The organism is Rhodoferax saidenbachensis (genome assembly GCF_031457975.1).
GTDB lineage: Bacteria > Pseudomonadota > Gammaproteobacteria > Burkholderiales > Burkholderiaceae_C > Allorhodoferax > Allorhodoferax saidenbachensis_A.
On the sequence record NZ_JAVDXO010000002.1, the window covers coordinates 71,243 to 97,927 of the forward strand.

25 protein-coding genes and 1 tRNA gene are annotated in these 26,685 nt (G+C 52.5%); 12 read left to right on the top strand and 14 right to left on the bottom strand.

Annotation, left to right across the window (positions count from 1 at the left end):
- Window positions 1-16 precede the first annotated feature (16 nt).
- A tRNA-Pro gene (locus tag J2X15_RS04415) sits at window positions 17-93 on the top strand.
- Window positions 94-171: 78 nt separating this feature from the next.
- Here the strand turns inward: J2X15_RS04415 and J2X15_RS04420 are convergent.
- The 4 genes from J2X15_RS04420 to galE all read right to left on the bottom strand — a co-directional run bounded on the left by J2X15_RS04420 (window position 172) and on the right by galE (window position 4,408).
- Complete coding sequence (locus J2X15_RS04420) at window positions 172-717, bottom strand: FxDxF family PEP-CTERM protein (protein ID WP_310339812.1); 546 nt, start codon at window positions 715-717, stop codon at window positions 172-174.
- Window positions 718-815: 98 nt separating this feature from the next.
- Window positions 816-2,255 carry a mannose-1-phosphate guanylyltransferase/mannose-6-phosphate isomerase gene (locus J2X15_RS04425; protein ID WP_310339813.1) on the bottom strand — a complete coding sequence of 480 codons (1,440 nt, stop codon included), beginning with the start codon at window positions 2,253-2,255 and terminating at the stop codon, window positions 816-818.
- Window positions 2,256-2,287: 32 nt separating this feature from the next.
- The gene (locus tag J2X15_RS04430) at window positions 2,288-3,391 is read right to left on the bottom strand and encodes a nucleotidyltransferase family protein (protein ID WP_310339814.1); all 1,104 of its coding nucleotides are present in this window, start codon (window positions 3,389-3,391) and stop codon (window positions 2,288-2,290) included.
- Complete coding sequence (gene galE, locus J2X15_RS04435) at window positions 3,392-4,408, bottom strand: UDP-glucose 4-epimerase GalE (protein WP_310339815.1); 1,017 nt, start codon at window positions 4,406-4,408, stop codon at window positions 3,392-3,394.
- A 373-nt stretch (window positions 4,409-4,781) separates the two neighbouring features.
- Here galE and epsA point away from each other — a divergent pair, with 373 nt between their 5' ends.
- From epsA to J2X15_RS04485, 10 genes are all read left to right on the top strand, one after another.
- Entirely contained in the window at window positions 4,782-5,576 is a 795-nt protein-coding gene (gene epsA, locus J2X15_RS04440; protein ID WP_310339817.1) for an XrtB/PEP-CTERM-associated transcriptional regulator EpsA, read from the top strand.
- Window positions 5,569-6,990 carry an undecaprenyl-phosphate glucose phosphotransferase gene (locus tag J2X15_RS04445; protein WP_310339819.1) on the top strand — a complete coding sequence of 474 codons (1,422 nt, stop codon included), beginning with the start codon at window positions 5,569-5,571 and terminating at the stop codon, window positions 6,988-6,990. Before epsA ends, J2X15_RS04445 begins: the two co-directional genes overlap by 8 nt.
- Before the next feature lie 2 nt (window positions 6,991-6,992).
- Window positions 6,993-8,195 carry an XrtB/PEP-CTERM-associated polysaccharide biosynthesis outer membrane protein EpsL gene (epsL, locus tag J2X15_RS04450; RefSeq protein ID WP_409034250.1) on the top strand — a complete coding sequence of 401 codons (1,203 nt, stop codon included), beginning with the start codon at window positions 6,993-6,995 and terminating at the stop codon, window positions 8,193-8,195.
- Window positions 8,196-8,207: 12 nt separating this feature from the next.
- Window positions 8,208-9,128, top strand: coding sequence for an EpsD family peptidyl-prolyl cis-trans isomerase (locus J2X15_RS04455; protein ID WP_310339821.1), 921 nt, complete (start codon window positions 8,208-8,210; stop codon window positions 9,126-9,128).
- 30 nt (window positions 9,129-9,158) lie between these two features.
- Entirely contained in the window at window positions 9,159-9,965 is an 807-nt protein-coding gene (gene epsE, locus J2X15_RS04460) for a polysaccharide export protein EpsE (protein WP_310339822.1), read from the top strand.
- Between the two features lie 2 nt (window positions 9,966-9,967).
- Window positions 9,968-11,350, top strand: coding sequence for a chain length determinant protein EpsF (gene epsF / locus J2X15_RS04465; RefSeq protein ID WP_310339824.1), 1,383 nt, complete (start codon window positions 9,968-9,970; stop codon window positions 11,348-11,350).
- Window positions 11,347-12,219: a chain length determinant protein tyrosine kinase EpsG gene (epsG, locus tag J2X15_RS04470; RefSeq protein ID WP_310339825.1), complete on the top strand. Its 873-nt coding sequence runs from the start codon at window positions 11,347-11,349 to the stop codon at window positions 12,217-12,219. Before epsF ends, epsG begins: the two co-directional genes overlap by 4 nt.
- A gap of 32 nt (window positions 12,220-12,251) precedes the next feature.
- Window positions 12,252-13,109, top strand: coding sequence for an exosortase B (gene xrtB / locus J2X15_RS04475; RefSeq protein ID WP_310339826.1), 858 nt, complete (start codon window positions 12,252-12,254; stop codon window positions 13,107-13,109).
- Window positions 13,106-13,798 carry an exosortase-associated protein EpsI, B-type gene (gene epsI / locus J2X15_RS04480; RefSeq protein WP_310339828.1) on the top strand — a complete coding sequence of 231 codons (693 nt, stop codon included), beginning with the start codon at window positions 13,106-13,108 and terminating at the stop codon, window positions 13,796-13,798. Before xrtB ends, epsI begins: the two co-directional genes overlap by 4 nt.
- A 150-nt stretch (window positions 13,799-13,948) precedes the next feature.
- Window positions 13,949-14,539, top strand: a complete 591-nt coding sequence (locus J2X15_RS04485) for a WecB/TagA/CpsF family glycosyltransferase (protein ID WP_310339830.1) — start codon at window positions 13,949-13,951, stop codon at window positions 14,537-14,539.
- Between the two features lie 34 nt (window positions 14,540-14,573).
- On the opposite strand, the gene J2X15_RS04490 is transcribed toward J2X15_RS04485, so the two are convergent.
- The 10 genes from J2X15_RS04490 to J2X15_RS04535 form a co-directional block, all read right to left on the bottom strand.
- Window positions 14,574-15,644, bottom strand: a complete 1,071-nt coding sequence (locus J2X15_RS04490; RefSeq protein WP_310339831.1) for an acyltransferase family protein — start codon at window positions 15,642-15,644, stop codon at window positions 14,574-14,576.
- A gap of 11 nt (window positions 15,645-15,655) precedes the next feature.
- Window positions 15,656-16,753 carry a glycosyltransferase gene (locus J2X15_RS04495; protein ID WP_310339833.1) on the bottom strand — a complete coding sequence of 366 codons (1,098 nt, stop codon included), beginning with the start codon at window positions 16,751-16,753 and terminating at the stop codon, window positions 15,656-15,658.
- Complete coding sequence (locus J2X15_RS04500; RefSeq protein WP_310339835.1) at window positions 16,750-17,826, bottom strand: acyltransferase family protein; 1,077 nt, start codon at window positions 17,824-17,826, stop codon at window positions 16,750-16,752. The genes J2X15_RS04495 and J2X15_RS04500 overlap by 4 nt, the downstream gene beginning before the upstream one ends.
- A complete protein-coding gene (locus J2X15_RS04505; protein ID WP_310339836.1) occupies window positions 17,823-18,953 on the bottom strand; it encodes a hypothetical protein in 1,131 nt (376 codons plus the stop codon). The genes J2X15_RS04500 and J2X15_RS04505 overlap by 4 nt, the downstream gene beginning before the upstream one ends.
- 9 nt (window positions 18,954-18,962) lie before the next feature.
- Window positions 18,963-19,991: a glycosyltransferase family 2 protein gene (locus J2X15_RS04510; RefSeq protein ID WP_310339837.1), complete on the bottom strand. Its 1,029-nt coding sequence runs from the start codon at window positions 19,989-19,991 to the stop codon at window positions 18,963-18,965.
- Complete coding sequence (locus tag J2X15_RS04515) at window positions 19,978-20,451, bottom strand: serine O-acetyltransferase (RefSeq protein WP_310339839.1); 474 nt, start codon at window positions 20,449-20,451, stop codon at window positions 19,978-19,980. The genes J2X15_RS04510 and J2X15_RS04515 overlap by 14 nt, the downstream gene beginning before the upstream one ends.
- A gap of 62 nt (window positions 20,452-20,513) precedes the next feature.
- On the bottom strand, window positions 20,514-21,470 hold the full coding sequence (locus tag J2X15_RS04520; RefSeq protein ID WP_310339840.1) for a glycosyltransferase family 2 protein: 957 nt from the start codon (window positions 21,468-21,470) through the stop codon (window positions 20,514-20,516).
- Between the two features lie 17 nt (window positions 21,471-21,487).
- Entirely contained in the window at window positions 21,488-22,549 is a 1,062-nt protein-coding gene (locus J2X15_RS04525) for an acyltransferase family protein (protein ID WP_310339842.1), read from the bottom strand.
- Window positions 22,549-23,961 carry an O-antigen ligase family protein gene (locus tag J2X15_RS04530; RefSeq protein ID WP_310339844.1) on the bottom strand — a complete coding sequence of 471 codons (1,413 nt, stop codon included), beginning with the start codon at window positions 23,959-23,961 and terminating at the stop codon, window positions 22,549-22,551. The genes J2X15_RS04525 and J2X15_RS04530 overlap by 1 nt, the downstream gene beginning before the upstream one ends.
- Window positions 23,962-23,998: 37 nt before the next feature.
- Window positions 23,999-25,696, bottom strand: a complete 1,698-nt coding sequence (locus tag J2X15_RS04535) for a lipopolysaccharide biosynthesis protein (RefSeq protein ID WP_310339845.1) — start codon at window positions 25,694-25,696, stop codon at window positions 23,999-24,001.
- Between J2X15_RS04535 and J2X15_RS04540 the strand changes: the two genes are divergently transcribed.
- The gene (locus J2X15_RS04540; protein ID WP_310339847.1) at window positions 25,695-26,684 is read left to right on the top strand and encodes a glycoside hydrolase family 5 protein; all 990 of its coding nucleotides are present in this window, start codon (window positions 25,695-25,697) and stop codon (window positions 26,682-26,684) included. The two genes, J2X15_RS04535 and J2X15_RS04540, sit on opposite strands and share 2 nt — an antisense overlap.
- The last annotated feature ends 1 nt before the right edge of the window (window position 26,685 follow it).

Genomic DNA, 26,685 nt, shown 5'->3' on the forward strand with positions numbered 1-26,685 from the left:
CTAGAAGCCCACACCACGGGGTGTAGCTTAGCCTGGTAGAGCGCTACGTTCGGGACGTAGAGGCCGGAGGTTCGAATCCTCTCACCCCGACCATATTTGCATGGTTCGATCCCGATTTCCCATGAAAAAAGGGCTTGTCTTTCGACAAGCCCTTTTTGCTAAGCGTATGAATTACGCTTTTGCAGCTTGCTTACGGCGGCGAGCGATACCGCCCATCAAGCCCAAACCAGCCAACAGCATGGCGTAGGTTTCGGGTTCTGGTACTGCAGTCACCGTCACGCTACCGGTGTAGTTGCTGATAGCAGAACCAGACTTAGTTCCGGCAACGCTCAGCAACACAGGCTGTGTACCAGTGAATGTCACGCTTGCAAAACGAAATGCAGTGCCAGAAGCAAACAAATCCCAGGAATGTCCGTCCAACACGACAGAACTGAAGGACACATTGGTACCACTCAGATCACCTTGAATGTCGTAAGTACCGGCAGTTACACCGGTAAAAGACCAAGTGTCGTTGAAGCTGGTACCGGTATTGGCGGCATACCGCTTGAAAATGTTGGCAAAACCGTCGGAGTCAAAGCTCGTAGAGTAATTGCCGGCAAAACTGCTAACACTGGCCGCTGCAATTGCAACAGCAGCAAGAACTGACTTAATTTTCATATATTCCCTTTGTTTAAATACCTTGGCACTGGCCAAGCCCATTGATAAAACCGCTTTCACAGTTTTATTGTGAAACTTTTTGTAAAAGCACTCTATAGCCCGAAGGGACTACCCAGGACAGAAATCTGTGCGGTAAGTCACGTTATGGCCTAGCAAACCTACCGGCCGTAGACATCTTCAAAACGAACAATGTCGTCTTCGCCTAAATAACTGCCGGACTGGACTTCAATCATCTCCAGCTCCACTTTCCCAGGGTTCTGCAGGCGGTGCGTGGTGCCAAGCGGGATGTAGGTTGATTCGTTTTCAGAGAGCAGGAAGGTTTTCTCACCCTGCGTCACTTTGGCGGTACCGCTGACCACAATCCAGTGCTCTGCCCGGTGGTGGTGCATCTGCAGCGACAGAGCTGCACCGGGTTTGACCACAATGCGTTTGACCTGAAAGCGCTCACCCGAGTCCACACTGTCGTACCAGCCCCAGGGCCGGAAAACCTTACGATGTATCTGTCCCTCGCTACGACCAGCACTCTTCAGGCGATCCACAATCTTCTTCACATCCTGCGTCTTGTTCTTGTGAGCCACCAAAATTGCATCGGCGGTCTCCACCACAATCAAATCGTCCACGCCCACGCAGGCGATCAAACGCCCTTCCGACAAAGCCAGGGTGTTGCGACTGTCTTGCATCAACACGTCACCCTGCGCCACATTGCCCTCAGCATCTTTGGGCAATACATTCCACAACGCCTCCCAGGCGCCCACATCCGACCACCCGGCAGACAGTGGAATCACCACCCCCACAGGCAAGCTGGCGTTTTGGCCAGCCGCGATCCGTTCCATCACCGCGTAATCGATGGAATCGCTGGGGCACTGGCTGAATGCATCCTTGCCCACCCGCACAAACTCGCCATCCGCACTGCCTTGTGTCCAGGCAGTTTCGCAAGCTGCGGCAATATCAGGTCGGCAAGCCTCCAAAGCCGCTAACCACACTGACGCGCGCATCATGAACAGTCCACTGTTCCAGGAATAGCTCCCCTCGTCCAAATAGGCCTGCGCGGTCTCCACATTGGGTTTTTCCACGAAACGGGCAATCCGCTTGGCCCCGTCACTGCCAAAGCTCTCCCCTGACTGGATATAGCCGTAGCCAGTCTCGGGTGCATCCGGAGTAATGCCGAAGGTCACTACCACGCCATCATTCGCCAAGGCCGCGCCTTTGCGAACCACATCCTGGAAGGCCTGGGTGTCCACGATTACATGGTCTGCCGGCATGACCAACAGCACAGGATCTGCTCCGTTTTTCATAGCTGCTCGCGCAGCAATGGTGAGGGCTGGGGCCGTATTTCTACCAGCGGGCTCCAGCACCACCGTGCCGGGCTTTCCCATCAGCCGCAGCTGCTCCGCTATCACGAAGCGGTATTCCTCGTTGCACACCACCAGGGGTGCAGCCAATTCAACGCCCGCAATGCCCTCTACACGACGTACCGTCGCTTGCAGCAACGAGTCATCTCCGATCAAGGGCAACAACTGCTTGGGATACTTTTCGCGGGACAGGGGCCACAAGCGGGTTCCGGATCCACCTGACAGCACGACCGGCTGAATCAGCATACTAATCCCTCAGAAAGTTAAATAGCGTTCTATCACGCGCGCGCGTCACCCCAACGCAATCGCGCCGTGTCATCCCCACGGTACAGCGTCTCACCATGGCGATTTACGCAATAGTGACGCGACACGATCATCTCGAAAAAGTGCATGTCGGCTGGAATACGCGTGTATTCAAACAACACCCCGCGCGTAATGCGCGCGCCCGTTCTGACCACGCTACCATGCCCAATCCACGCGGGGCCGATGATAGTCGCTCCAGGCTCAATCTTCACACTGGAGCCGATATACACCGGCCCTTCAATCTTCACTTGGTCCCAAGGGATTTGTGTATTCAAACCCACCCACACACCCGGCTTCACTTCCCTACCCGGCATGCGCATGTAGTCGATTTCGCCCTTCAACACTCTCTGCAGCACCGACCAATAGTCACTCACCCGGCCAATGTCCAGCCAATTGAAGGGGCGGTTTTGCACAAAGAAGGGCAGCTTTTCATCTGCCAGCTGGGGGAACAACTGAGAGCCGATGTCGTACACCTTGCCCGCGGGCACCTTGTCCAGCACCGCAGGTTCAAAGATGTAAATGCCTGTGCTGGCCAGCGTGGATTTAGCCTCTTCGGGTTTGGGTTTTTCCTGGAAAGACTGAATGCGCCCATCAGCATCTGCCACCACCATGCCATAGGAAGACACTTCTTCCAATGGCACCTCCAGCGCCACCACACTGGCCAAAGCGCCTTTGGCTTTGTGCTCTGCCAATGCGGCCGTGATATCAAGATCAATCAACGCATCGCCGCACAGCACCAATGTGGTGTCGTCAAAGAAACCGCTGAAATCCTGAATGTGGCGCATGCCCCCTGCTGAGCCCAAAGGACGGGGGAGGATATCCCCATGCTCCCGCACTCCCTCATAGGAGTAACCGATTTCCACCCCCCAACGATGCCCGTCGCCAAAGTACTCTTCGATGCGCTGGTGGTGGTAAGCCACATTCACCATGATTTCTTTGATGCCATGGCGCGCCAGGTGCTCGATCAAGTACTCCATCACCGGCTTGCCCAGAATGGGCACCATGGGCTTGGGCAAGTCGCGCGTCAGTGGACGCACCCGGGTTCCTTGACCCGCCGCCAGAATCATTCCTTTTGCCATTTAATTTCCTCCCTTATATCCATTTGGATTCATTTCTTGCCATCTCCATGTGTCTTCACACATTTGGGCAAGGCTCCGCTCTGCCCGCCACCCCAGCAGTTCGACCGCCCGGGAAGCATCCGCCCAATACGCATCTAGATCACCCGCTCTGCGGGGGCCTATTTCATAGGGAATGGATTTGCCGCTTGCCGCTTCAAAAGCCTGCACCAAGTCCAGCACGCTGCTTCCGACACCAGCCCCGAGGTTGATTGCCTCACAACCCGAGTGCCCCTCCAAGTACTGAATTGCCTTGACGTGTCCGATAGCCAAATCCACAACATGGATGTAATCCCGTACCCCGGTTCCATCTGGCGTGGGGTAATCGTTACCCCATACGCTCAGATGGGTCCGACGCCCCACAGCCACTTGTGCCACATAAGGCATCAGGTTGTTGGGCACTCCTTGAGGGTCTTCCCCCATCAGGCCGGTGGGGTGGGCACCCACGGGGTTGAAGTACCGCAACACAGCGATCCGCCAAGTCGCGTCGCTACGGTGCAAGTCCCGCAACATGTTCTCAATGACCAACTTGGTGGTGCCATATGTGTTGGTCGCGGACAGGCGGTGATCCTCGGTGTACGGCAGGTTCTCGGGCACACCGTAAACCGTCGCAGACGAACTAAACACCAAGTTTTTAACGCCACAGGCCTGCATGGCTTCCAGTAGGCGCAGGGTGCCAACCACATTGTTGTCGTAGTAAGTGAGCGGGACGGCTTCCGACTCACCCACTGCTTTCAAACCCGCAAAATGCACGACAGCCTTCGCACCAGATTGGCGCAAAGCCTGTTCCAGGCCAACGCGATCGCGTATGTCACCTTGGATCACTTGTACAGCCTTTCCGGTAATGCGTCGCACCCGCTCGATGGCCTCTGCCTCGCTATTGGAGAAGTTGTCATACACAGTGACGTTCATCCCCGCATTCAGCAATTCCACGCACGTGTGTGAACCAATGTAGCCCGCACCGCCAGTCACGAAGATCATGCAGTCACTCCCATATTTTTACGCCGGCCGAGTGTACTGGTTACCCCCTAGTCCATATGGACTACAACCTCGTACTCATGTGTAACGAACATGCAAAAACAGCGCCAGCCTCCGTCACAAGGATGCAATCTCATCGCGCCCTCATACGCCACGCAATAGCCCTTTTTGTCAGTCTGTTACCAAAGCGGGAAAGAGGGGATTTCCTTTTGTAACACTGTGAACAAATGTGCATTTGTTCACATTTGCCTTCTGCTTCGTACTATTTGGAACAAATTCACCCGTTTGGGGGATGGGCACATAGTCGTCACATCCTTATCATCGCGCACTGGCCTGCCTATCAGCGTTAACCCTAATACCTGCGTACCTACCCTCCATGCTGTTCCTTCCCTCGCTCTCTACCGAGGACCTCCACCACTACCACCGGGTTGTGACACATTCTGTGGAGGTGCGCAGCCATTTTGATGTGCTCATTTGGTTGCAAGGTGATATGCAACGCTATCTGCCACACGACATCTTGATAGCCGCCTGGGGAGACTTCTCCAGCGGAGCGGTGCAACATGACGTCATTTCCGCCATGGCGGGTGTGCGTTCTCACGTGTCGCATGCGCCTGCCATCACCCCCCTGTTGGTGACGCTGTTCAACCGCTGGGCTGAATTCGGGAACAAACCTTTCAGCCTGAATGCGGGCGAAAGCGGGTTTCTATTGAACGACTCTGGCCTGAAAAGTGCTTTGGGGGGGGCATTGCAAAAAATGCGCTCTGCCACGGTGCATGGCATTCGGGATGAGCGAGGGAGTCACGATTGTCTCTACGTTGCCTTCAGCGTCAAAGACATCTTCACCGAGGTGGAGCGAGGAGCCATGTCCATGGTGCTCCCCTACATTGATACGGCTCTACGCCAGGTGGAGCACCTGCCCCACCAAGCACAACTGCAATCGCAGGCATCTGCAAAAAATGGACTCCTGAGCATTGAGCACGATCTCACTGACCGGGAGGCAGAAATTCTGAAGTGGGTGGCATTGGGGAAAACCAATCCAGAAATCGGCAGCATTCTGGAAATCAGCACCTTCACAGTCAAAAACCACATGCAACGTGTTTTCAAGAAACTGGACGTATCCAACCGTGCGCAAGCGGTGGGTAAATTTCGAGCTTGGGTGAACCATGCCTAAGGCCCACGTGACACTTTCCGCCGCAGCGCTCAACCGAAGCGCTGAGCATCCCACGCTTGGCAAAGACAATTTGCTAAGCCTATTTGAGTCTGCTATCTGTCCGGGTGCGCTGATCACATCTTTGTGGGCAACCGCCTACTACTTTGAGGGCGAGATACTACCCGCGTATCTGCTGCTCGCAGTATTGACTTTTGCACTCACATTTCCCGGCGAATCCAGACTACAAAATACTTTCGGAGCGGTACTCATAGACATCTTCAGCAACTGGGTATGGATTGCGGGGCTTCTAGGTGTTACGGGCTACGCCACGGGCTACATCAAAGAGTTTTCCCTGAATGCCTTGACCACATGGCTATGGGCGGCCCCCGCCACCGAGATAGTGGCCAGCTTGGGCCTGCAGCTTGCCGCACCGTGGGTGCTCAAACTCCAAGGCCATAAGCAGCGCGCATTGATCGTAGGCATGAATGAACAAGGCTTAGCCTTGGCCACAAAACTCCAAAACTCAAAGTATTCACGCATAGAGTTCGCAGGCTTTATCGACAGTCGAAACACCGAGAGGCTGAACACAACCCCAAGCCATACCTTGCTTGGGAAAATCAGTGAGCTGGCTCATATCGCCCAGCACAGCCGCATACAGATCATCTATTTGTCCTTGCCAATGGCCTCTCAGCCACGCATCCTACAAATTCTGGACGAGCTCAAGGACACGACAGCATCGATCTACTTTGTGCCAGACATGTTTGTTACTGATTTGATCCAAGGTCACCCTAGCTCCGTGTGTGGCATGCCAGTCATTTCGGTGTGCGAAACCCCCTTCAGAGGCTTCGACGGCGTCGTCAAGCGTATGAGCGACATCGTTTTTTCGATCCTCATCCTGCTGATGATCGCGCCTATCTTGGTCGTAATCGCCGTCGCCGTGAAACTGGGGTCTCCTGGACCCATTATTTTCAAGCAACGACGGTACGGGCTCGATGGCGAGGAAATCCTGGTCTACAAATTCCGATCCATGACCGTCACTGAAGACGGTGGCGTAGTTACTCAGGCCAAAAAGAATGACAGCCGCATCACCCCGCTTGGGGCGATCTTACGCAGGACCTCGCTGGATGAACTCCCGCAGTTCATCAACGTGCTGCAGGGCCGTATGAGCATCGTAGGCCCCCGCCCCCATGCCGTGGCCCATAACGAGCTGTATCGCAAGCTCATCAAAGGCTACATGGTGCGCCACAAAGTCAAGCCAGGCATTACCGGCTGGGCTCAAGTGAATGGCTACCGAGGCGAGACAGAAACGTTGGACAAAATGCAAGGGCGTATCGACTACGACCTCGACTATTTGCGCAATTGGTCGCTGCGACTGGACATTCATATCATCCTCAAGACCGTGCGTTTGGTCGCAAAAGACCAGCAGGCCTACTGAGCATGTGTTTTTTCCACTCTCAATGCCTCCCAATAGCGCTGCTCACCCTGGCAGCAGGAACCGCTATGGCCCAGGAGTCTCCTCTGACTTTGAGCGCTGGCTATACCGTGCAAACCGATAGCAACTTGTTTCGTCTTCCCTCAAACGCAAATGTTCAGGCATTGACCGGCCAAGGCAGCAAGGCTGAAAACATCGGCGTAACCACCTTGGGCATTGGTTTTAATACCCAACAAAGCCTGCAGAAATTTGAGTTTGATTTGAGCTTGGTGGACTACAGGTACCAAAACTTTAACTACCTAAGCTTCACCGCCAGCAACTACTCTGCGGCATGGCGTTGGGCACTCACCCCACGCTGGACGGGGAATTTCACCTCGGACCGCAAAGAAACACTCAACAGCTTCAGCGACTACCAAGGCTACACCCAACGTAACCTGCGAGTAGACACAACAACCCGGCTGGACACACTATACGAGCTAGATGGTCCGTGGCGAGCACTCGCTGGTGCCAGCACCACACGCCAGTCCAATCAGCAAGCTCTTACTGCTGGTGGCGACTACGCCTACACCTCTGCAGATGGCGGTCTTCGCTACGCTTTTGCGTCAGGCAGCAGCATCACATATCAAGCCCGCATTGGCAACGGCAACTATCTGAATCGCACTATTCCCAACACCGGGCAGTTTGATGACAGTTTCAAACAAATCGACAACGACTTGCGGCTCCGTTGGGTTATTGGCGGTGGCAGCGTCGCAGAAATTTATGGAACACACATTAACCGTACCCACCCCAACTACAGCCAACGCGATTACAACGGATTCAACACAGGAGCAAACCTGAACTGGGCTCTAAGTGGCAAATCGTCAGTGTTCATTGGCTTTAGCCACACACTAGATGCATACGCCACGGCTAACACGAATTACAGCCAAACCGACAAATTCAGCATCGGTCCGCTCTGGCAATTCAGCCCCAAAGCCAGCGTTCGGTTGCGACACGACTGGGCGCAACGCAGCTATCTTGGCGCTCCCTCTGGCGCCACCAGCAGCGACCGCAGTGACATTACGCGCGACACCAGCCTGTCAATTGACTGGGCTCCGCATCAAAAAATCGCGCTCAGCGCGGGACTGCAAAGCGCAACGCGTGGCTCCAACCAAGCAGGCCTGGACTATGAGAGCACCGTCTTGTTCCTCACAGCCCAACTCAACTATTGATCACCTAACACCATGACTACCACGCCCACACGCTTTTCTGCCACGCTTTTGACAATCGCGTTGGTATTCGCTCTTGCCGCATGCGGCAACAAAGAAGACAAGAAAATTGCCACCCAAGTAGCCGCCAAAGTCGGCTCTGAAGAAATCTCGGTACACCAGATCAACCAAGTTCTCAGCCGCACCAGTACAAATGGCGCAAATCAAGAAACCGTGCAGAAAATGGGGCGCGAGGTGCTGGAAAAATTGATTGATCAACAGCTTGCGGTAGACCAAGCTACTGAGAACAAGCTTCAGCGTTCGCCAGAAGTAGTCGCACAAATCGAAGCAGCACGCCGTGACATTTTGGCTCGTGCCTACATTCAGCAAATCACCAGCAACGTCTCCAAACCCACAGAAGAAGAGACAAAGAAATACTTCATTGAACACCCCCAACTTTTCAGTGAACGCCGTGTGTACAACGTCCAAGAAATTGTGGTGCCCAATGCGCCGGGGCTGGCCGAACAACTGCGACCGCTCGCAGCGGCAGGCAAACCTATTGAAGACACTGCCAGCCTGCTCAAGTCCAAAAATATCCAGTTTGGTGGTGGCTCGGCCACGCGCGCGGCCGAGCAAATACCGCTGGAAATCTTGCCTCGCATCCACGCACTCAAAGACGGGCAAAGCACATTGATCGAAACCCCACAAAACCTCACCTTGCTGCGCGTGGTCTCATCCCAATCAGCCCCTATTCCTCAGGAAGCTGCACTGCCCCGCATTGAACAATTCTTGATGAACCAACGTGCCGGGGAAGCGGTCACGGCCAACATCAAACAACTGCGTAGCAGCACCCAAATAACCTACATGGGTGACTTTTCCAAGCCAGACGAAAACAGCTCAACGACTGATTCGCCCTCCAAATCCACCATCGAAAAAGGTGTTGCTGGACTCAAGTGAGCCGGAACAGCACTTCCCTTGATTGCCTCTATGAAATTCAACCGACTTCTCCATTTGTTGATCACCACGCTGTTGTGCCTATGCAGCATGGCTGCGCACGCTCAGGGCAAAGCAGACTACCCGCTCGGCGCGGGAGACACCATCCGTGTGCAGGTATTTCAAAACCCAGACCTCACCATTGAAACGCGTGTTTCCGAGAGCGGTAGCATCACCTATCCTCTGATTGGTGCAGTGGAGATAGGTGGTTTGTCTGTTGCGGTATCCGAGAAGAAGATCGCTGACGCGCTGCAAAGCGGCGGCTTCATCCAAAAGCCACAAGTCAACATTACGCTCATTCAAATTCGCGGCAATCAAGTGTCAGTGCTTGGCCAAGTGGCTCGCCCTGGACGCTTCCCCCTTGAAACCGTGAACACCCGACTCAGCGACATGCTGGCCAACGCTGGCGGTGCTACGCCCACAGGAGATGACATCGCCATTGTTACCGGCGTACGAAATGGAAAAATTTTCCGTAAGGAAATTGACATTCCGTCCATATTCCTGAACGATAAATCTCAAGACAACCTGTTGCTCCAAGGCGGTGACACCATTTACGTGCATCGTGCACCCATGTTCTTCATTTACGGTGAAGCACAACGCCCTGGTTCGTACCGTATCGAGCGCGACATGACCGTCATGCAAGCACTGGCCCAAGGCGGTGGGCCGACTGCACGCGGCAGCGAAAAGCGGCTGCGCCTCAACCGCAAATTGCCGGATGGCCGCGTCCAACAAATCGAACCGCAATTGACCGACCCTGTGCTCCCGAACGATGTGCTCTACGTCAAAGAAAGCATCTTCTAATCATGACCATTCAGCAGTTTCTCCTCATCCTACGGGCGCGGTACAAAACCGCTTTTGCAGTACTGGTTATCACCGTACTGGCGGCACTCACCGTCAGCTTGATCTTGCCAAAGCAATACACAGCCAGCGCCGCAGTAGTCGTAGATGTCAAGTCACCTGACTTGGTAAGCGGCCTACTGATGCAAGGCATGATGGCGCCGGGCTACATGGCCACCCAAGTCGACATCATCAACAGCGACAGAGTTGCAACCGCGGTCGTAAAACTGCTCAAGATGGATGCAAGCCCCGCAGTCCAAGCCCAGTGGCGTGACGCCACGCAAGGCCAAGGCAACATCACCGACTGGCTCGCAAATCTGCTCCAGCGCAACCTGGACGTGCGCCCCTCGCGCGAAAGCAACGTCATCAACATCAACTACACCGGCACTGACCCCCAGTTCGTAGCGGCTGTTGCCAACGCCTTCGCGCAAGCCTATATCGATGTCAACCTGGATTTGCGTGTTGCCCCTGCCCGCCAATATGCAACTTTCTTTGAAGACCAAACCAAGGCAGCTCGCGAGAAACTAGAAAAAGCCCAGCAATCCCTGTCGGACTACCAACAGAAAAACGGCATCACATCCACCGATGAACGCATGGACTTTGAGACCGCAAAATTGAATGAAACCAGCAGCCAATTGACGAGCGTACAAGGCCAAACCACAGACAGCCAGAGCAAGCGACAAAGCTCCAAGTCCGACACGATTGCCGATGTCATGCAAAGTCCACTGATCAATGGGCTCAAGGCAGACATTGCGCGACTAGAAGGCAAACTCAACGACAGCAATGTCAACCTGGGAAAGAACCACCCACAAACGATTCGTGCGGAATCTGAACTCGCAACACTCAAAGCACAGCTGGACACTGAAACCAAGAAGATCACTTCCTCTATTGACACTGCCTATCAGGTCAGCAAGCAGCGTGAAGCCCAATTGCAAAGCTCACTTGCCGCTCAAAAAGCCCGCGTGCTCGTGCTGAATAAGCAGCGTGACGAACTGAACGTATTGCGCCGCGACATTGAGTCTGCGCAGCGTTCGTTTGAATTGGTTAGCCAGCGCGCATCGCAAACCAATATTGAAAGCCAGACAACACAGACCAACATAGCAGTTCTGAACTCGGCGTCGGCGCCAACGTCGTCATCCAAGCCCAAAGTCTTGATCAATGTGCTGGTCTCCGTATTCTTGGGCACTTTTTTGGGCATTGGCTTGGCTCTGGTACTGGAACTCGCCAACCGCCGTGTGCGATCCATTGAAGATTTGGTGGAAGCACTTGAACTTCCCGTGCTTGGCTCTATCAGCTCTGCCTCCGGCATGTTGAAGCTAGCCCACAGCCCCTCAGGAGCTAACCGATGAACTCCCCCGTGCCACGCACCAATGGCTCATCTCGCTCCATTGGCGACATCCTTGTCGCCACGGGCCGACTGAGCTCTGAAGACGCAGTGCGCGTTGCGCAACGCCAACAAAAAGACAATGTCCAATTTGGCGAAGCCGCCATTGCGCTCAAAGTACTTACCAAAGACGACATCGACTTTGCGCTCTCCAAGCAATTTGACTATTCCTATCTCAGCGACACCGACCTTAGCCTTAGCCCTGATCTCGTTGCCGCCTACAAACCCTTCAGCCGCGTTGGGGAAAATCTCCGCGCAGTACGTAGCCAACTCATGCTGCGCTGGTTTGGTACCGACCCATCGCACAAAGTACTGGCAGTAGTTAGCGCGGGTCGCTCCGATGGCAAAAGTTTTTTGGCAGGCAACTTAGCCGTGGTGTTCGCACAGCAAGGGCAGCGCACACTCCTGATTGACGGTGATTTGCGCTCACAACCAGGCCGTGGTCAACATGGCATGTTCAAGCTGGGCAAGAATGCCGGCCTTTCAGGCGTACTAGCAGGCCGTGCCGGCCTGGAAGTGGCACAACTGGTCCCCGGCTTGCCGGGTTTGGCCATCTTATCGTCCGGAGCCGTCCCACCCAACCCGCAGGAGTTGTTGGGGCGCGCGGCATTTGGTGACTTACTCAAGATCGCCAGCGTCCAATTTGACATCATCATCGTCGACACCCCGTCAAGTGAAGATTTTGCAGATGCAGAAATCATCGCATCCCGCGCCGGAGCTGCATTGATGGTTGCCCGCAAAAACCAAAGCATGCTTCCCCAAGCAGTGCAACTTGCGCGGCGGCTGCAAGAAGGTGGTGTGGCGTTAGTCGGTTCCGTGTTGAACGACGCGTGAGCTTGCACGGCCCACACCATGCCAAGTTTGGCATGGGTCAGAAACTGCTTGGCTGGCTACCTGTCGTCGCCGGTTTGGTAGCGCTCTACCTGCCCAGCTTGGCAGGACTATTCCGCGGTATATGGTCACAAGACGAACAAATGCACGGACCCGTGGTCCTGGGCATCGCTTGTTGGCTTATTTATCGCAAATGGCCCGATATGGAAGCCCAGCGCCACCAAGACAGCCCAACACCATGGGGTTGGCTGTTCTTTGCAATAGCCCTGGCCTTGTACGTCATTGGACGATCTCAAGGAATTCTGCTGTTTGAAATAGGCTCTCTCATCTGGTTACTGATAGGTATCGTACTGATACTGCGCGGACCGAAATCTCTGAAGGCACAGTGGTTTTCGCTGTTCTTCATGCTGTTCATGGTGCCACTGCCGAGTCCCATTGTGGACACCGTCACCATGCCCATGAAGATGGCAGTCTCCTATGCTGCTGAGCAAATCCTCTACGCCGTGGGCTACCCCATTGCCCGCACTGGCGTCACCTTACAAATTGGACAATACATGCTGTTGGTTGCCGACGCCTGCGCAGGGCTGCACACCTTGCTCACCCTGGAAGCTTTAGGCCTGCTCTACCTCAACATCGTCCACCGCGACTCCGGCTTCCGCAACGTCGGCCTCGCCATCCTCATCGTTCCCATCTCATTTACCGCCAATGTCATCCGCGTCATCACACTAATCTTGATCACGTACCACTTTGGCGACGAAGCCGGCCAAGGCTTTCTGCATGGCTTCGCCGGTATGGTTCTGTTCTTGAGCGCACTCTTGTTGATCTTCGGCCTCGACAGCCTATTGCAAAGCGTCGAGAACTACCGCCAACGTTCGCAAGGCAGCCTCGCATGACATCGCTGATCAACCGCGCTCAATGGGCCATGCTCACCCTCATGGTTTTGGCCGCTGTCGCCGCATGGCGTTTTACGCCCACGATACTACTGGCGGACAAGCTTGCCCCGATACATCTCGACGCTGTGGTCCCCTCCGCCTTTGGCGACTGGAAAGAACTGACCAATCAAGCGGCACAGATTGTTGATCCCTCCCGGCAAAAACTCATCGACGAGATTTACACCGAGACACTCAGCCGCACCTATGTCAACGCCAAAGGCTACCGCATCATGCTGGCCATCGCCTATGGACGCGACCAGCGCGATTCTCTCCAACTCCATCAGCCGGAAGTTTGTTACCCGGCGCAGGGATTCACCTTGCTGGGCAAACACACCGACATGCTGCCTCTGCCCCAACGCAATGTTGCCATTACGCGCATAGAAACACGACTCGGCAACCGCGCCGAGCCGGTGACCTACTGGACCATGGTCGGAGAGACCGTATTCAGAGGCGGAATCAACAAGAAGCTAGGCGAAATGCAATATGGGCGGCAGGGCTACATTCCCGATGGCATGCTGGTTCGCATATCGTCGATTGACCCTAACAACGCCAACGCCTACCAACTTCAAAAGCAATTTGCTTCTGACCTGGTGCAGGCACTGCCTCCAGCTTTCGTTAAACGCTTTGCGGGACCGGAAAACAGTCTGTAAACCATGGCACTACCAATCTGGAAGGCAAACTGGCGGAGCCTCATTGACAAAATACGCTTGGTGCACACCGACGCGGAATTGCACAACCAAATAGCAGAGTTTGCGAATGTCAAAGCACCGCACGTGCTTGCGTTTGTCAATGCCCACGCCATGAACAGCGCAGCGGAATCTCAGGCCTTTTTTGAAGCACTGGACGCTGCAGACACCATCTACCGCGATGGCATTGGCATGGCACTCATGTACAAAATGCGTGGCACGGCCCCAGGGCTCAATCTCAACGGTACCGACTTGATCCCCAAGTTGATCGCCCAATTCAACGGGCACCCCATAGCGCTGTACGGCACCCAAGAGCCTTTCTTGGCCAATGCGCAACGCGCCATCAACCAGACCCTCGCCCCTGCAAGCACTATCAACACTGCCAATGGCTTCCTGCCTGTCGCGCAGTATGCCGAACTGGCGGGCGCGCAATATCCCAGGCTGATCGTCTTGGGTATGGGCATGCCCAAGCAGGAACAAGTAGCCATACAACTGCGCTGGCGACTGGCTGGCACGCCATGTTTGATCGTATGCGGTGGCGCAATCATCGACTTTCTGGGCGGCAAGGTTGTACGCGCCCCACAGTGGATGCGCAGCAGTGGCCTGGAATGGCTGTACCGCCTTGCGCTGGAACCCAAGCGGCTGTTCAAGCGCTATGTGATGGGGAACCCGAAGTTTTTAATGCGTGCAGTGAAATTACATTGAGGAGCCCTAATTGGCTCGTCGAGTAAGCGAATCTCTAGCCGGCGCTATTTGCAGTCCCGACACGCATCTTTGTACGCATTTTGTGGTGAAGGTCGCGAACCTTACTTGCCAACGGTTTTTCAATATATTTAAAAACAAATACGCCAGTGGCTGAACAGGCGATCAAACATACAAACATGAATATCCAACCATGGAAATTATCTTGAATCACAAAACCGATCAATTTGGAAAGAACGCGCAGTCCGGCCAAACAAAAGATATGGCTCAAATATATTGAATAGGAAGCATCGCCCAACGTTTCAAGCCAAGCAAGAAAGCGAGTTCCAACATTAGGAGTAACTAGAGCGCCCAAAACAATGATGGTCGCCGGCATTCCTGCACTCCAAAGGCGATGCCCAGTCTCCGCACTCTGCAAGAATATCCATAACATTATTCCCGCACTCAAAAGGAGTGTTCCCATAAACGCATTTTTGGCGGGCGCTATACGGGCCATGAAGTAACCGACCATCGCCCCTGCCAGAAAAATTAAGATGATTGCGTCGGAATAAAACTTCCAGACACCGTTAAGTTGCCAAAAGATTCCGCCAATGACTACACCAACAAGGCAAATGCCCAGCAATACGATTCGCCACACGCCATGTGCAAGCAAGGAAACTGAAAACAGTAAATAGAATGCCATTTCGTAATTCAGGGTCCAACCCGGAATATGCAATGGCCAATAATTATTGGGGAATGCTGGCGACAACATAGGCAGAAACGCAAGACTGGCCAGTATGTGCGGCCCACTAAGAACCGTACTCTTCAATAGCGCAGGCGCCACGGCTGCAACACATAGAATTGCCAAGGTTGCAGCCCAATATAGCGGAGCAATTCTTTCAATCCGTCGCAGCATGAAATCCAAAGGTGAGATTTTTTTGCCGTAGGTCGTGTAGACCATGATGAAACCGCTGATGACAAAAAAAAGATCAACGCCAGCGGCACCTGCTCCCGATGGAAATTGAATCTTCAACCAGTCAAATTGATCCCGCGCATGAACCCAGACCACCATGAGGGCCGCAATGGCTCTCAGGTACTGAACGTTTATAAGCGTTTGCCTATTTTCCATATGGGGTGCAGTTAATTTATAACTTCATCATAATTCCTGGCAACACCCTTGGCCATAGAAATATCCGAGAAGTATTCGCGCTGCCTTGTATGCGCTGACAGCACCATGGCCGGTATTTTCCCGGCATTCGCAATTAGCTTCTTGACCCCCGCCTCTAAAGCATCTGCATTGTTGGGCTCAACGAGCACTCCATAATCTTCGGAACAAATGACCTCGGGGATGCCTTCCACATTGGAAGCGGCAACTGGAATGCCCACCGACATTGCCTCGATAACGACCATAGGCAACCCCTCTCCAAACAAACTGGGTAGTACAAAAGCGTGCATGCTTTCCATTTCGGCATGCACATTTGAAGTGAATCCTGTCCAGTGAACACGATCTTGAAGATTCAAGTCTTCGACAAGTTTTTTAACTTGCACTTCATATTCCATCGTTTCAAACGATCCAACGCCCTTGAAACACACATCTTCGCCAGAGTCCACTAACTGCCGCACAGCCTGAAGCAGGACCTCCACCCCTTTTCGGGGGCGAAATAATGCGACAGTTCCAATGATCCAACGTGACTGAGGTGCGTGCCACACAGGTTGGTCCCCGTAAATTGGCACCCCGTTTGTCACAACGGTAGTCTTGGAGGCTGGAACCTTTTTTTGCAGAAGATATTGTTTCAGGCTGGAAGAAACCGCAATCAACCTGTTGGCCGATGGGAATATGAAATAGTCTTCCATCACTGAATTGACGACATTGCGGACTCGACTCTCAGTATCCCGACCGGCTGGGCTATGCACATGATGAATAAAAGGCAAGCGCAGTTTTTTGGCAACGAAACGCCCAATCAGGGCACTGCGGGCTGTATGCGTGTGTATGGCTGAGTAAGCCCCTTCTGACGCAATTTGAGCTATGCGGCCAACTATCGAGAAGTCGAACCTGGAATGCATTTGCACGACATGCAAAGGTGTTTGAGAACGCCTGTATTTTCCAAAAACACCCTCTTTTAAACAAACAAACCCACATTCATACCCAAACTCTGGAAGCCGCAACGCAAGCAGATCCTGAACGCGCTCGGCTCCAGCAAAAAATTCACCATTAATAATATGCAAAACTTTTTTCATAAATTACCCAGCTTGGCGTTCATCTTTTTGAGCAACGGGTTTTCAAAAAATTTAAAAATCACCATTCCAACGAAGGTGCACAAAATGACCATGCCCGCGGAGTAGAGCATTGCAACTCCGTCAAGGTGGAAAATATGCAGCAGCCTTGCTGCCGACCCCATGACAAACCCGTGCGTAAGGTAGGTGCTGTAGGAACCGTCGCCGGCCCAAACGACTACATGCCGCAGTTTGGAGTTGTGTTCAGCAGTACTTGTGGCCATCACACTTAAAAGAACGCACATGCCACAAACAGCAATTTCCAGTGCCAGCACCTGTCCCGAAGAGAGACGCAGCATGCTGCTTGCGCTTACCAACCCAATTAGCGCAAACACAACTACGCCGCAGGCAATGTGCCACTTCAAACTTAGAAAAGAACGAAGAGTCTTCAGCTTGCTGATGGGGGCAATAAAAATACCCACAACAAAAAACAGCAAGTATGTGTCGGAGAGCAAGTAGAGGGCGTCGCCCCAAAACCCTGCACCTTCCACAATCAATCCGTTGGCACGGGCCCAGGCAAGCGCAAGCATTGCCACTGGCACGAGAATCAACCGCAAGGCACGTGGCGCAAATAACGCCACACCAAGCACCAGATAAAAGAACATTTCGTAGTTGAGTGTCCACCCGACACCCAATACGGGCCGCATCAGCCCCGCGGCATCTTTGAATGGAATGAACAGCAATGAATAGGCGAGCGAACTGCCTTCAGGAGCATTCCCTTGCAACGCCAATTTGGCGGCATAAATAAGGGTGGCACACCAATACAGCGGTGCAATGCGTATAAGCCTGCGCCGGATGAAATAGCTGAAAGACGTCCGCCCTGGTTGCAGAGATTCTGTGGATGCAAAAATGATGAAACCGCTGATGCAAAAGAACAGCTTTACGCCAAGCTCGCCCAATCCAAAATTGAATGTGCTCGGCATGAGTGCATCAACCTTGTCCCTGTACGTGGACAGGGCGTGCACAAAGACGACCATGCCGGCCGCAATGGCGCGGAGAACTTGCAGCGCTTCCAGGCGACTCTTATTTGTGCTCATGAACACCAGGCAGCAATCGTTGCCGCATATTCACGGCTCTTGATCCAGGCGCTATTCACCTCAAAAGCTTGCGCCGTAATTTTGGCTCGCGCAGTGTGATCCTGCAGATATTCAGCAACTTTGTCCGCAAAGTCTGACAAGTCCCACTGCAGGGGCACATAGGTTTCATAGGGGACGAAAATATCGGGAAGTACCCTCAGGTGCGACATATCCGGTTTCAACAGCAGCGCACCGGTCGCGTGCGCTTCGTAGTCTCGCCAGCACACCTCACCATAGCCAAACGGGCTAAAGCACAATTTGCTGCGCACCATTTCAGCAAAGAACTGATGCCGCCGTACCCGCCCTTCAGACGCGATGTTTAAGTTGCTCAGTTTTTGCACCGCGTCTTTGGCTTCCTGCCGCATCACTTGGTACCAGGGCACTCCGTTGACAGCGATCCGGGCATGCAAATCAATATCCCGGTTGGATTGTGTGGGCGAAGCTCCCAGAAACCAATCCACCATCAAGGCCGATAGACCGAAGTTGCTGCCCAAGCGCAACTTGTGCTCAAACCCGGGCGGCAGCGTGAACTGCTGCGGAGCATCCGGAAGGCCGTGGCGCTTCGCGTAATAGTCGTTCAGATTGGTATCACCCAGCGTGGGTTTGCTGTACTCCGCAAAATTGGCATACGTCTGCTTTTTGACGTAAATATCAATATAAGGGTCTGCATACAGGGCCGGCCGAATATGCAGCGGTGCGTACCAGTCCAAATAAGCAATCTTGGCATTGGGATACGCGTGCGCCAACCTCTGCAGCGCCTGCACGGCCTGTTCAGGCGGCATCTCAAATGCAGGCTGAAAGAAAACGCGCTTCACTTGCTTGTGCTGCTCCGTTCCATGCAGATGGCCTGCCTCGGGTCCCACCAACGATTCCACTTCTATTTGCGTGTATCGCAACCCGTGTTTTTGGGCGAGTACGTCGCGGTAAAAGTGAAACGGGTACAGCTGCGTTTCCGCCAGCTCGTGCCGCGTCGTGGTCAACACCACGTTTGCACTCAGAGGGGTGTTCGCAATGGAAGACACGCGGTTGAGCCAACTGCCTGCTCGATGGGCCAGCTTGCGGCGTAAAAATTTCAAATGCGCTTGCATAGCGTTCACCTAATAAGTATTTCGGACCTGCACACTGGCGATGCGGTCGCACGCAGGCTGTTGGGGGCGCAGCATTCCGCGCAACAAACCAGCTGCGTTAAAACACCATGACACTACTGAAAAAATGGCTTTGCTGGCGCTGCGCTTGCGCCAGGTCATAAGCACGAATGGGGCCACTGCAATAAACAAAAACAGCGCTAGCCCCTGTGGCCATTGCGCAGGCAGCACCCAAATTGATAGCAAAACCAGCCACCACAGCAGCACCGCTGCATACAACCGCAGCTCCCGCACTCCTGTCAGCACCAGCTTGAAATGCGAGCGCCCCCAAGCGGCTCGCAGCACCTCGCCCAAGCCGCAGATATAGCCACTGCGCCAGCGCCGCATCAGCAATTGGTAGGGCGGAGCATCGTGCCCATGGTGCTGCACAGCCTCTACCGCCAAGCGCCAGAGGCGCCAGCTGTTGGCGCGCAAACGTACGGCCAAGTCAAACTCTTCATAGCTGTGCAAATTGCGGTCTGAAAAATACCCCGCCTGCTCCACTGCGGCACGGCGGTACAGCCCCCCCATGTCCAGGCGGTCCACCTCCCCCGCCTGCATATGGGACATGCCGCGCTCCACACGCGCCAGATACTCCAAGCTGGTGGTGTTCATTTCCACCACCTGGCCACCCACCCCGCCTACGTCCGGATGCGTTTCCATGAACGCCAACGCCTGCGGCAAAAAACCCGGCAGCATCTTCATGTCACCGTCCAGGATGTAAACGAACTCGCCGCGCGCATGCTGGTAACCCAGTTGTGGGCCAATGCCGCAGCAACGCTCGCTGGCATTTGCCAGTTGAACAATACGGATGGGGTAAGCCGAGGCAAGCTCCACCGTGCGGTCTGTGGAGCAAGAGTCCGCCAAAATCACTTCACCGCCAAAAATCTGCACGGCCGCCAGCGCACTTTCCACCGCGTCCACAATGCGTTTTTCCTCGTTCAGAGCCTTGATAATGATGCTCACCTTGCAGGAGGTGGCTTGAGATTCAGGATGGTTCATGGTCTTTGGTCCGCAAAATGATTCGGGCGGGCACTCCGACAGCAATTGCGCCCGCAGGCACATCCGTAATGACAACTGCGTTGGCGCCGATCTCCGCGTCATCCCCCACACGCACAGCGCCCAATATCTTGGCGCCGGCACCTATGTTGACGCGGTGGCCTATGTGCGGCGCCTCCAGGGGGCGGTCCATTCGGCGGTTCCCTATCGTGACCCCTTGGCGGATGATGCAGTCGTCCCCCAGCACCGCATTGCCATGCACCACGATGGCGCCAGAGTGTTCAATGACCAAGCGACGCCCAATCTTGGCGGACACACCAATCGTGACGCCACACAGCATTTCCGCCAGCTTGGCCAGCACGATGTGCAACACCCCCAATGGATAGCGAATCCATTTGGTTTGGAAGCGGTAGCGCAGATGCCCCAGGCGGTACACCTGCAGGGCCCAAAAACCGAGTGACAAGACTCCCTCTTGGGCAACACGTAGATCTTCTAAAAATGACATCTATTTATTCTCTTGAACCGTCAGGCCACTGAGGTACGCACATTGCGCCAGCGCTCCCACCGCTGGACAAGCGCGGAAGGAAGCGCTCCCGCCATCAAAAGGGACATGCACCACCGTTTAGTGCCCGCCGCATAGCGGCCACGCCACAACCATTGAAACGCCTCCCAACGATCACCACCTATCAGGGCTTCGCGGGCCAAAGTCACACGCTGCTGTGCAACGAACCGCAATGCGGCTGCCTGCTTGGACATAGGCATTGCGTTACTGCGCGCCCGCCTCTCCATGCGCAGCAAATATGGGGCCATAGAACGTTGGGCGTGTTGGCTCATCAGACTGCCCATAGCGGCTGTACGGTAAGCGACCAACGCGGCTTGGGTGTGGGCGATAGCCGTGTGTTCCGCAAGCCGAAACCATAAATCCAGGTCTTCGCCATGGGACTCCCCCACGGCAAAGCAGGTTTGCATTGCAAGCAGACGCGTTCTACGCACCGCCACAGATGAAGTAAAAAAAGGAATGCCTTGCATCCAACGATGCGGCAAATCGTCAATAAGCACCACAGCGGGGTGTGGATCCTGCGGTGGCCACGGCAGAGGAGACCAATCCTGTGCATCGGGGATTCTGCGCAACATAGTCGCCACCACATCTACATCGGGGTGGGCCTGGACCGCGCGATGCTGCATGCTCAGATAGTCCGAGTGCCACCAATCATCCGCATCTAGAAAGGCTACCCATTCGCCACGGGCTTCTGCAATCCCCCTATTCCTGGCAGCTGCCACGCCAGCATTGCTTTGTTTCACTAAACGAATGCGGCCGTCATTCAGAGCTAACTCACAGACAGCGTGTGGCCCCAGGTCAGTAGAACCGTCATCCACAACAATGATCTCGAAATCGGAAAAGGCCTGTTGCACCACAGATCGCAGTGTCGTTTCTATATACAACGCTTTGTTATAGAGAGGAATGACAATCGAAAAAAACATAATGAATATTCAGCAATTCATCTGACCAGCTTTTTTGTGGTGAGGCACGTTGAAAGTATTACCCTTACGCGAGGCTCCAATAGCATTAAAAAATGCGCCACAAGCACAGATAGCAACGTAGAAAGAAATAGTGACACCGCCCCTCTTTCCACCATGGAACTCATGATGGGTTCCCAAAGGCGGTACAGCGGATAATGGGTAATGTAGAGAGGGAAAGAAATACCACCGAGCCATGTCAAAAGACGCGCCTCAAATGTATTGGAAGCTATAGCCGTCTTGCTACCCACGAACACTATCAGCGGGGCAACAAAAAGTAACATTGAACATATGATGAATACATTTCCAACATTAAATATCAGAAGCGCCACAACAAGAAGGATATAAATCCATCTTCTATGAAAGTCCACTTTCACTTTTTGCATTTTAAAAATACAGCATCCTAGTGAAAAATGAAAAACAACTCTAGCGAATCCACCCCAAAAATTATTTTGCGAATAGCCACTATGCAGGCCCCATACGTTAATTGAAATAACATAACACAATAGGAGCAACAGCATCAGAATGACCACTGATCTCCTGCCTATGAAAAATATACGCGCGGTAACAAAAAAGAGGATGTTGGCGAAGATTTCAAAAAAAAGTGACCATGCTGGATCATTGAATGGAAAAACAACCGCTTGATTTAATAAATTTCCTGATTCCCATGGAAATGATCCGAAATAAGGAACAGAAAATATTCCTACAAACAGCATCTTGAAAACATCTGGAGTCAAGCTCAAGTTCGATGGTCCATATGCCCATAGTGCAGCGACTCCCAATAAGAGCCCCATAAAATACATGGGGTACAACCTTAGCAGGCGAATTTTGAAAAACTCAAAAAAACTCAACCCTTCCAAAATTCGATGCGTATAACTTAATGCGATTACAAAGCCTGAAAGTATAAAAAAAGCATCAACTGCCAACCAAGCGGAGCGCATCAAGTGACCACCTTGGAGTTGAGAGTAGTGATGAAGCACCACAGCTATGGCAAAGACACCTCGCAGACCATCAAGCGCGACAAAGCGCTCTGAATTCCTCATTAACTCTCCATTTTTAGAAAACTGGGTTTCGGGTCTGACAATTTCATATTTGCAGCAATCATTCCTAACAGAAGATAATATGGCAAGGTATCCAAACTAATTGACGCCAATGTTATCGGAACCTCCGAAATCATGCGCACCAGAAGAGATAAAGCCAACACCCAGCTTAAACCTTGAGTTTTGTGCCGAAATAGATAACCAAGAATAGTGACAGCTAAAAAATGAACTACCGAGGCTATTGCTCCGATCAAACCAGAACGCCCAAGATTGTCGATAATTTGGTTATGTCCAGATGTGGCGAAAAACATGCCGACTGCATTACGGTGATCGGGCCCGAACAAGGGAAGTCCATACCCAAGAAGCGGGGAGCGCTCCCACTCTGAAAGAGCAACGGCCCAGATCTGTTCGCGCCCTGTGAATGTGAGTAACTGACTGCCTTGCTCAGACCTTAAAATACCAGCAAGGAAACGATCCAAATTACCAAACACGACGAGATACAATCCCCCTAAACCCAGGAAAAATCCCAAAATCAATACTACAAAATATAAAAATCGCCCCTTGGAATGGTTAATTTTAAACCACTCAGAGAAATCCGATCTGTAATACATCAAGATCGGCATGGATATAAAAAAAGATATCCATATGTTTTTCGCTTGCGACAGAAATAAGGCAATCATGCCAATCATTGAAAATGCAATAGTCAATTTTCGGGATTGAAATGGTTGAAGAAAAAGACACCACAACGCTAGAGATGCAATCATTCCCATAAGAATGGCATGGGGAGCAAGGCCGGCAAAGCGGGGCAGCCCTGGAATGTAGCCTTGAGCATAATTGGTTTGCAACACCAAACTCGGCTTAATAAAAATTAATACAAGACTAACAAAACAAAAAGAAAGCGTTGCGTTTCGAAAGTGTTCGATGAACTTATATCCGTCAACGCCAGAGATTAGTATTAATCCACACCCTAAAACCAATGAGTAAGTCCAACTTAACTCCATTGATGCCCTATGGGGGGAAAAATATGCAGGCAAAATTATATTGCACACCCAAAAAGCAGCAAAAGAGAGAAATAGGAAGACTCGACTGAAGTAGAATTTTTTATTGCTTTTAAAAAATCTAACAAATTGATCAACGGCAGCAATCATTACAAAGAGCGATGCCACCTTAATCGCCAATGCAGCGACGGGATTGCTTAGCGTGGATTCGGAAAACAACTCCCCAGTATCCAAATAATTTCTTGTTGAGAGCAAAACAGCAACCCCGTTGCCCATCAACAACGCGTAGCAATAGTATGGAAGCAATCCAGATTTATATTTTCCAGTAAAATTTAACGCACCGACACCGGCAAGAGATATCGCGATTGCGGCGGCAAATGCAACAAATAACAAAACTGCCGGAAACAAATATTCCATACTGATTCAATATTGAGTGTTCAAAATGCAAATAATATTATTTGCCATTCCTAGTAAGCATGACTGTTATTTTTGGAAAAAATCTGGCAATCATTGCGACGGTCTCCAATCCTATCGTTTGGGGCCAATAGAACACGACGAAACCCAAAGTTAAAATCGTTAGGATGCCACTTACCATCAGAGAAAGGAACGGTGAGTTTTCTTTAAAAACGAGAAACATTCCTAAATATGCAGAGCCGGCAACCAATACGCTGAATCCCCCTCCTCTGACAATCGGGGTAATGGCGTCTGACAGACTCAAACCGAGCAACTGGAAAACGGACCAGCATACAAGCGACATCCGCCCCACAACAAGTAAGGCAGCTACCAGAGCAAATGCCTGTATACCGTAGGGCAAAGAATAATAGAAGCCTATGACCCCCAAAAAGAGTACAGGCAATTGCAACAATGACTCATGGTGTTTGCGTCCTGCATTCCACAACACTGGCGTAGACAGCCCCAAACAGACAAATGCCGGTACGCTTAAGAATAATAAACATAAAACCCAACCGGTATCCAGCCATTTGGGGCCATAAAGAAACTTGACCAAGTCAAATGATATGACGGAAAGAAACACAAACATCGGCAAAACCAGTACCCAGACTGTTGCAAATATCTGCATATACACCGTACGCATTCGATTCGGATCATCTTGAATTTTTGAGGATGCTGCGGTAAAAGCAGGCTGTAAGGAGCCCATAAGCAAGGTGGAGGGCATGGTTGCCAAGTTATAGCCAACCGAATACACGCCCACAGAATGGGCATTGGCAAACTTGCTAAGCAGGAAGCGGTCCATGCTATTTAGACACCAATTAATGATGTTTGTAACAAAAACGGTACCTCCCGTTTGTAGGGCATCAGCTGCGCCAGCATAATGAAATAGTGGTTTCACCGAATGTGGATGAGCCCAGAAACTTCCCAGTGCAATGAACGTGACCTGCACTAGCCACGCGGCCACAAGTGCATGCACTCCATAGCCCAATAGCGCCAACGGTATGCCCACCAATAAGTAGCCGGCAACATACCCCCCAATCTGGATCAATCCTGCCGCCTTAAAGTTGAGATCTCTGTGCATCAGATTGCCAGCGGGAGACGACATGGCACTGATCACACAAGTCAGGGCAAGCCAGCGAATGACGCTCTCCACGCGAGGCTCATGAAAAAAAACGGAAAGCGTGGGTGCCAATAGAAAGAGCCCCAGCGTGGCAGCCCCGCCTACTACAAGCTGCCAGGTAAAGGCAAAGCGAATATCCTCTTCAGAGACTGTCTTGCGGTGCAGCAAGCTCCAACCAAAGCCGAAATTTGAAAAGACATTGGTGAGGGTGAGAACGACCATGCCTATGCCAAAAACGCCATAGTTCTCTGGTCCCAGTAGGCGGGCCAGCAATACCTGCGCCGCAAATTGCATTGCGAAACGGGCTACCGTAGCAATGGCGCTCCACTTGACGGCTTTGACGCCTTGTTTGGCGAGGGTCATCGCATGCAGAACGAAGAGACAGGCCAATCGTTGACCGAGGGCACCCAATCCATCACAGAATCCTCCATTAGCAAAAATTATTGTTTTTCGCTGCACTGCAGCATAAACTGATGATACAACAGCACCGGTCCAAGCACCGTTCCACATCATGCGCATTACTTCATCGGGTTCCGCACTTTTTCGCCTTCTGATAGGGGGCTGGCTGCTCGTAGTTGCCATGCAAGCCTCATCTCAGCAAAGCTGCATATCCGTAACTCCGGAAACCTGCGCCATAGCGCAGGCGCTCGGGCGTGGCATCAATTTCGGAAACATGCTGGAAGCTCCCCGCGAGGGAGACTGGGGCGTACGGTTGGATCCTGCGTACATTGACATCGTGGCGCAGGACTTTAAAACGGCGAGAGTGCCCGTCCGCTGGACGAACCACGCATCCGCAGATGGCAACGCTACGATTGACGAGGTTTTCGCGACACGGGTAGACAAGGCGATCGACGCACTGCTAGCCAAAGGCATGTATGTCATTTTGAACGTTCATCACTACAACCAGCTCTTCGGCGACGCATTGGCCCCCAATGAATTTGCAGTGGATCCAACGGTACTCGAAACCAGGCTTATCAATATATGGACTCAATTGGCCCTAAGGTATAAGAATCGTTCTCCTAAACTATTATTTGAACTACTAAACGAGCCCCACGGCAAACTCAGCAGCGACGCTTGGAATTCTTTATCCGTCAAGTTGCTGCGGGCTGTGCGAGAGACCAACCCAACCCGGACAGTGATGATCGGACCGACATCCTGGAACCATCCCAAGGACCTCATCAAATTACGCTTACCCGCTGATCGAAATTTAATTGTCCCCATACATACATACGATCCGTACAACTTTACTCACCAGGGTTTGTCCTGGATGCCCCAATTTCCCAAAGGCGCTCAATGTTGTGATGCGTTGCAAACCAAAACAATAAAGGATGTTTTTTTAGTGGCAACTCAGTGGAATGCAAGCATCGGTGTCCCACTCCATTTGGGAGAGTTTGGCTCTTTCAAGGCAGGAGATCTCGCATCCAGAGCAACTTATACGCGGTTGGCGAGAACGACGGCAGAGGTCGCGGGCATTAATTGGACGTACTGGGAGTTTGCATCTGATTTTGGTATTTACTCTCCGCAAACCCAAACCTGGATAACACCCTTGCGATCAGCACTTCTAGATTAGC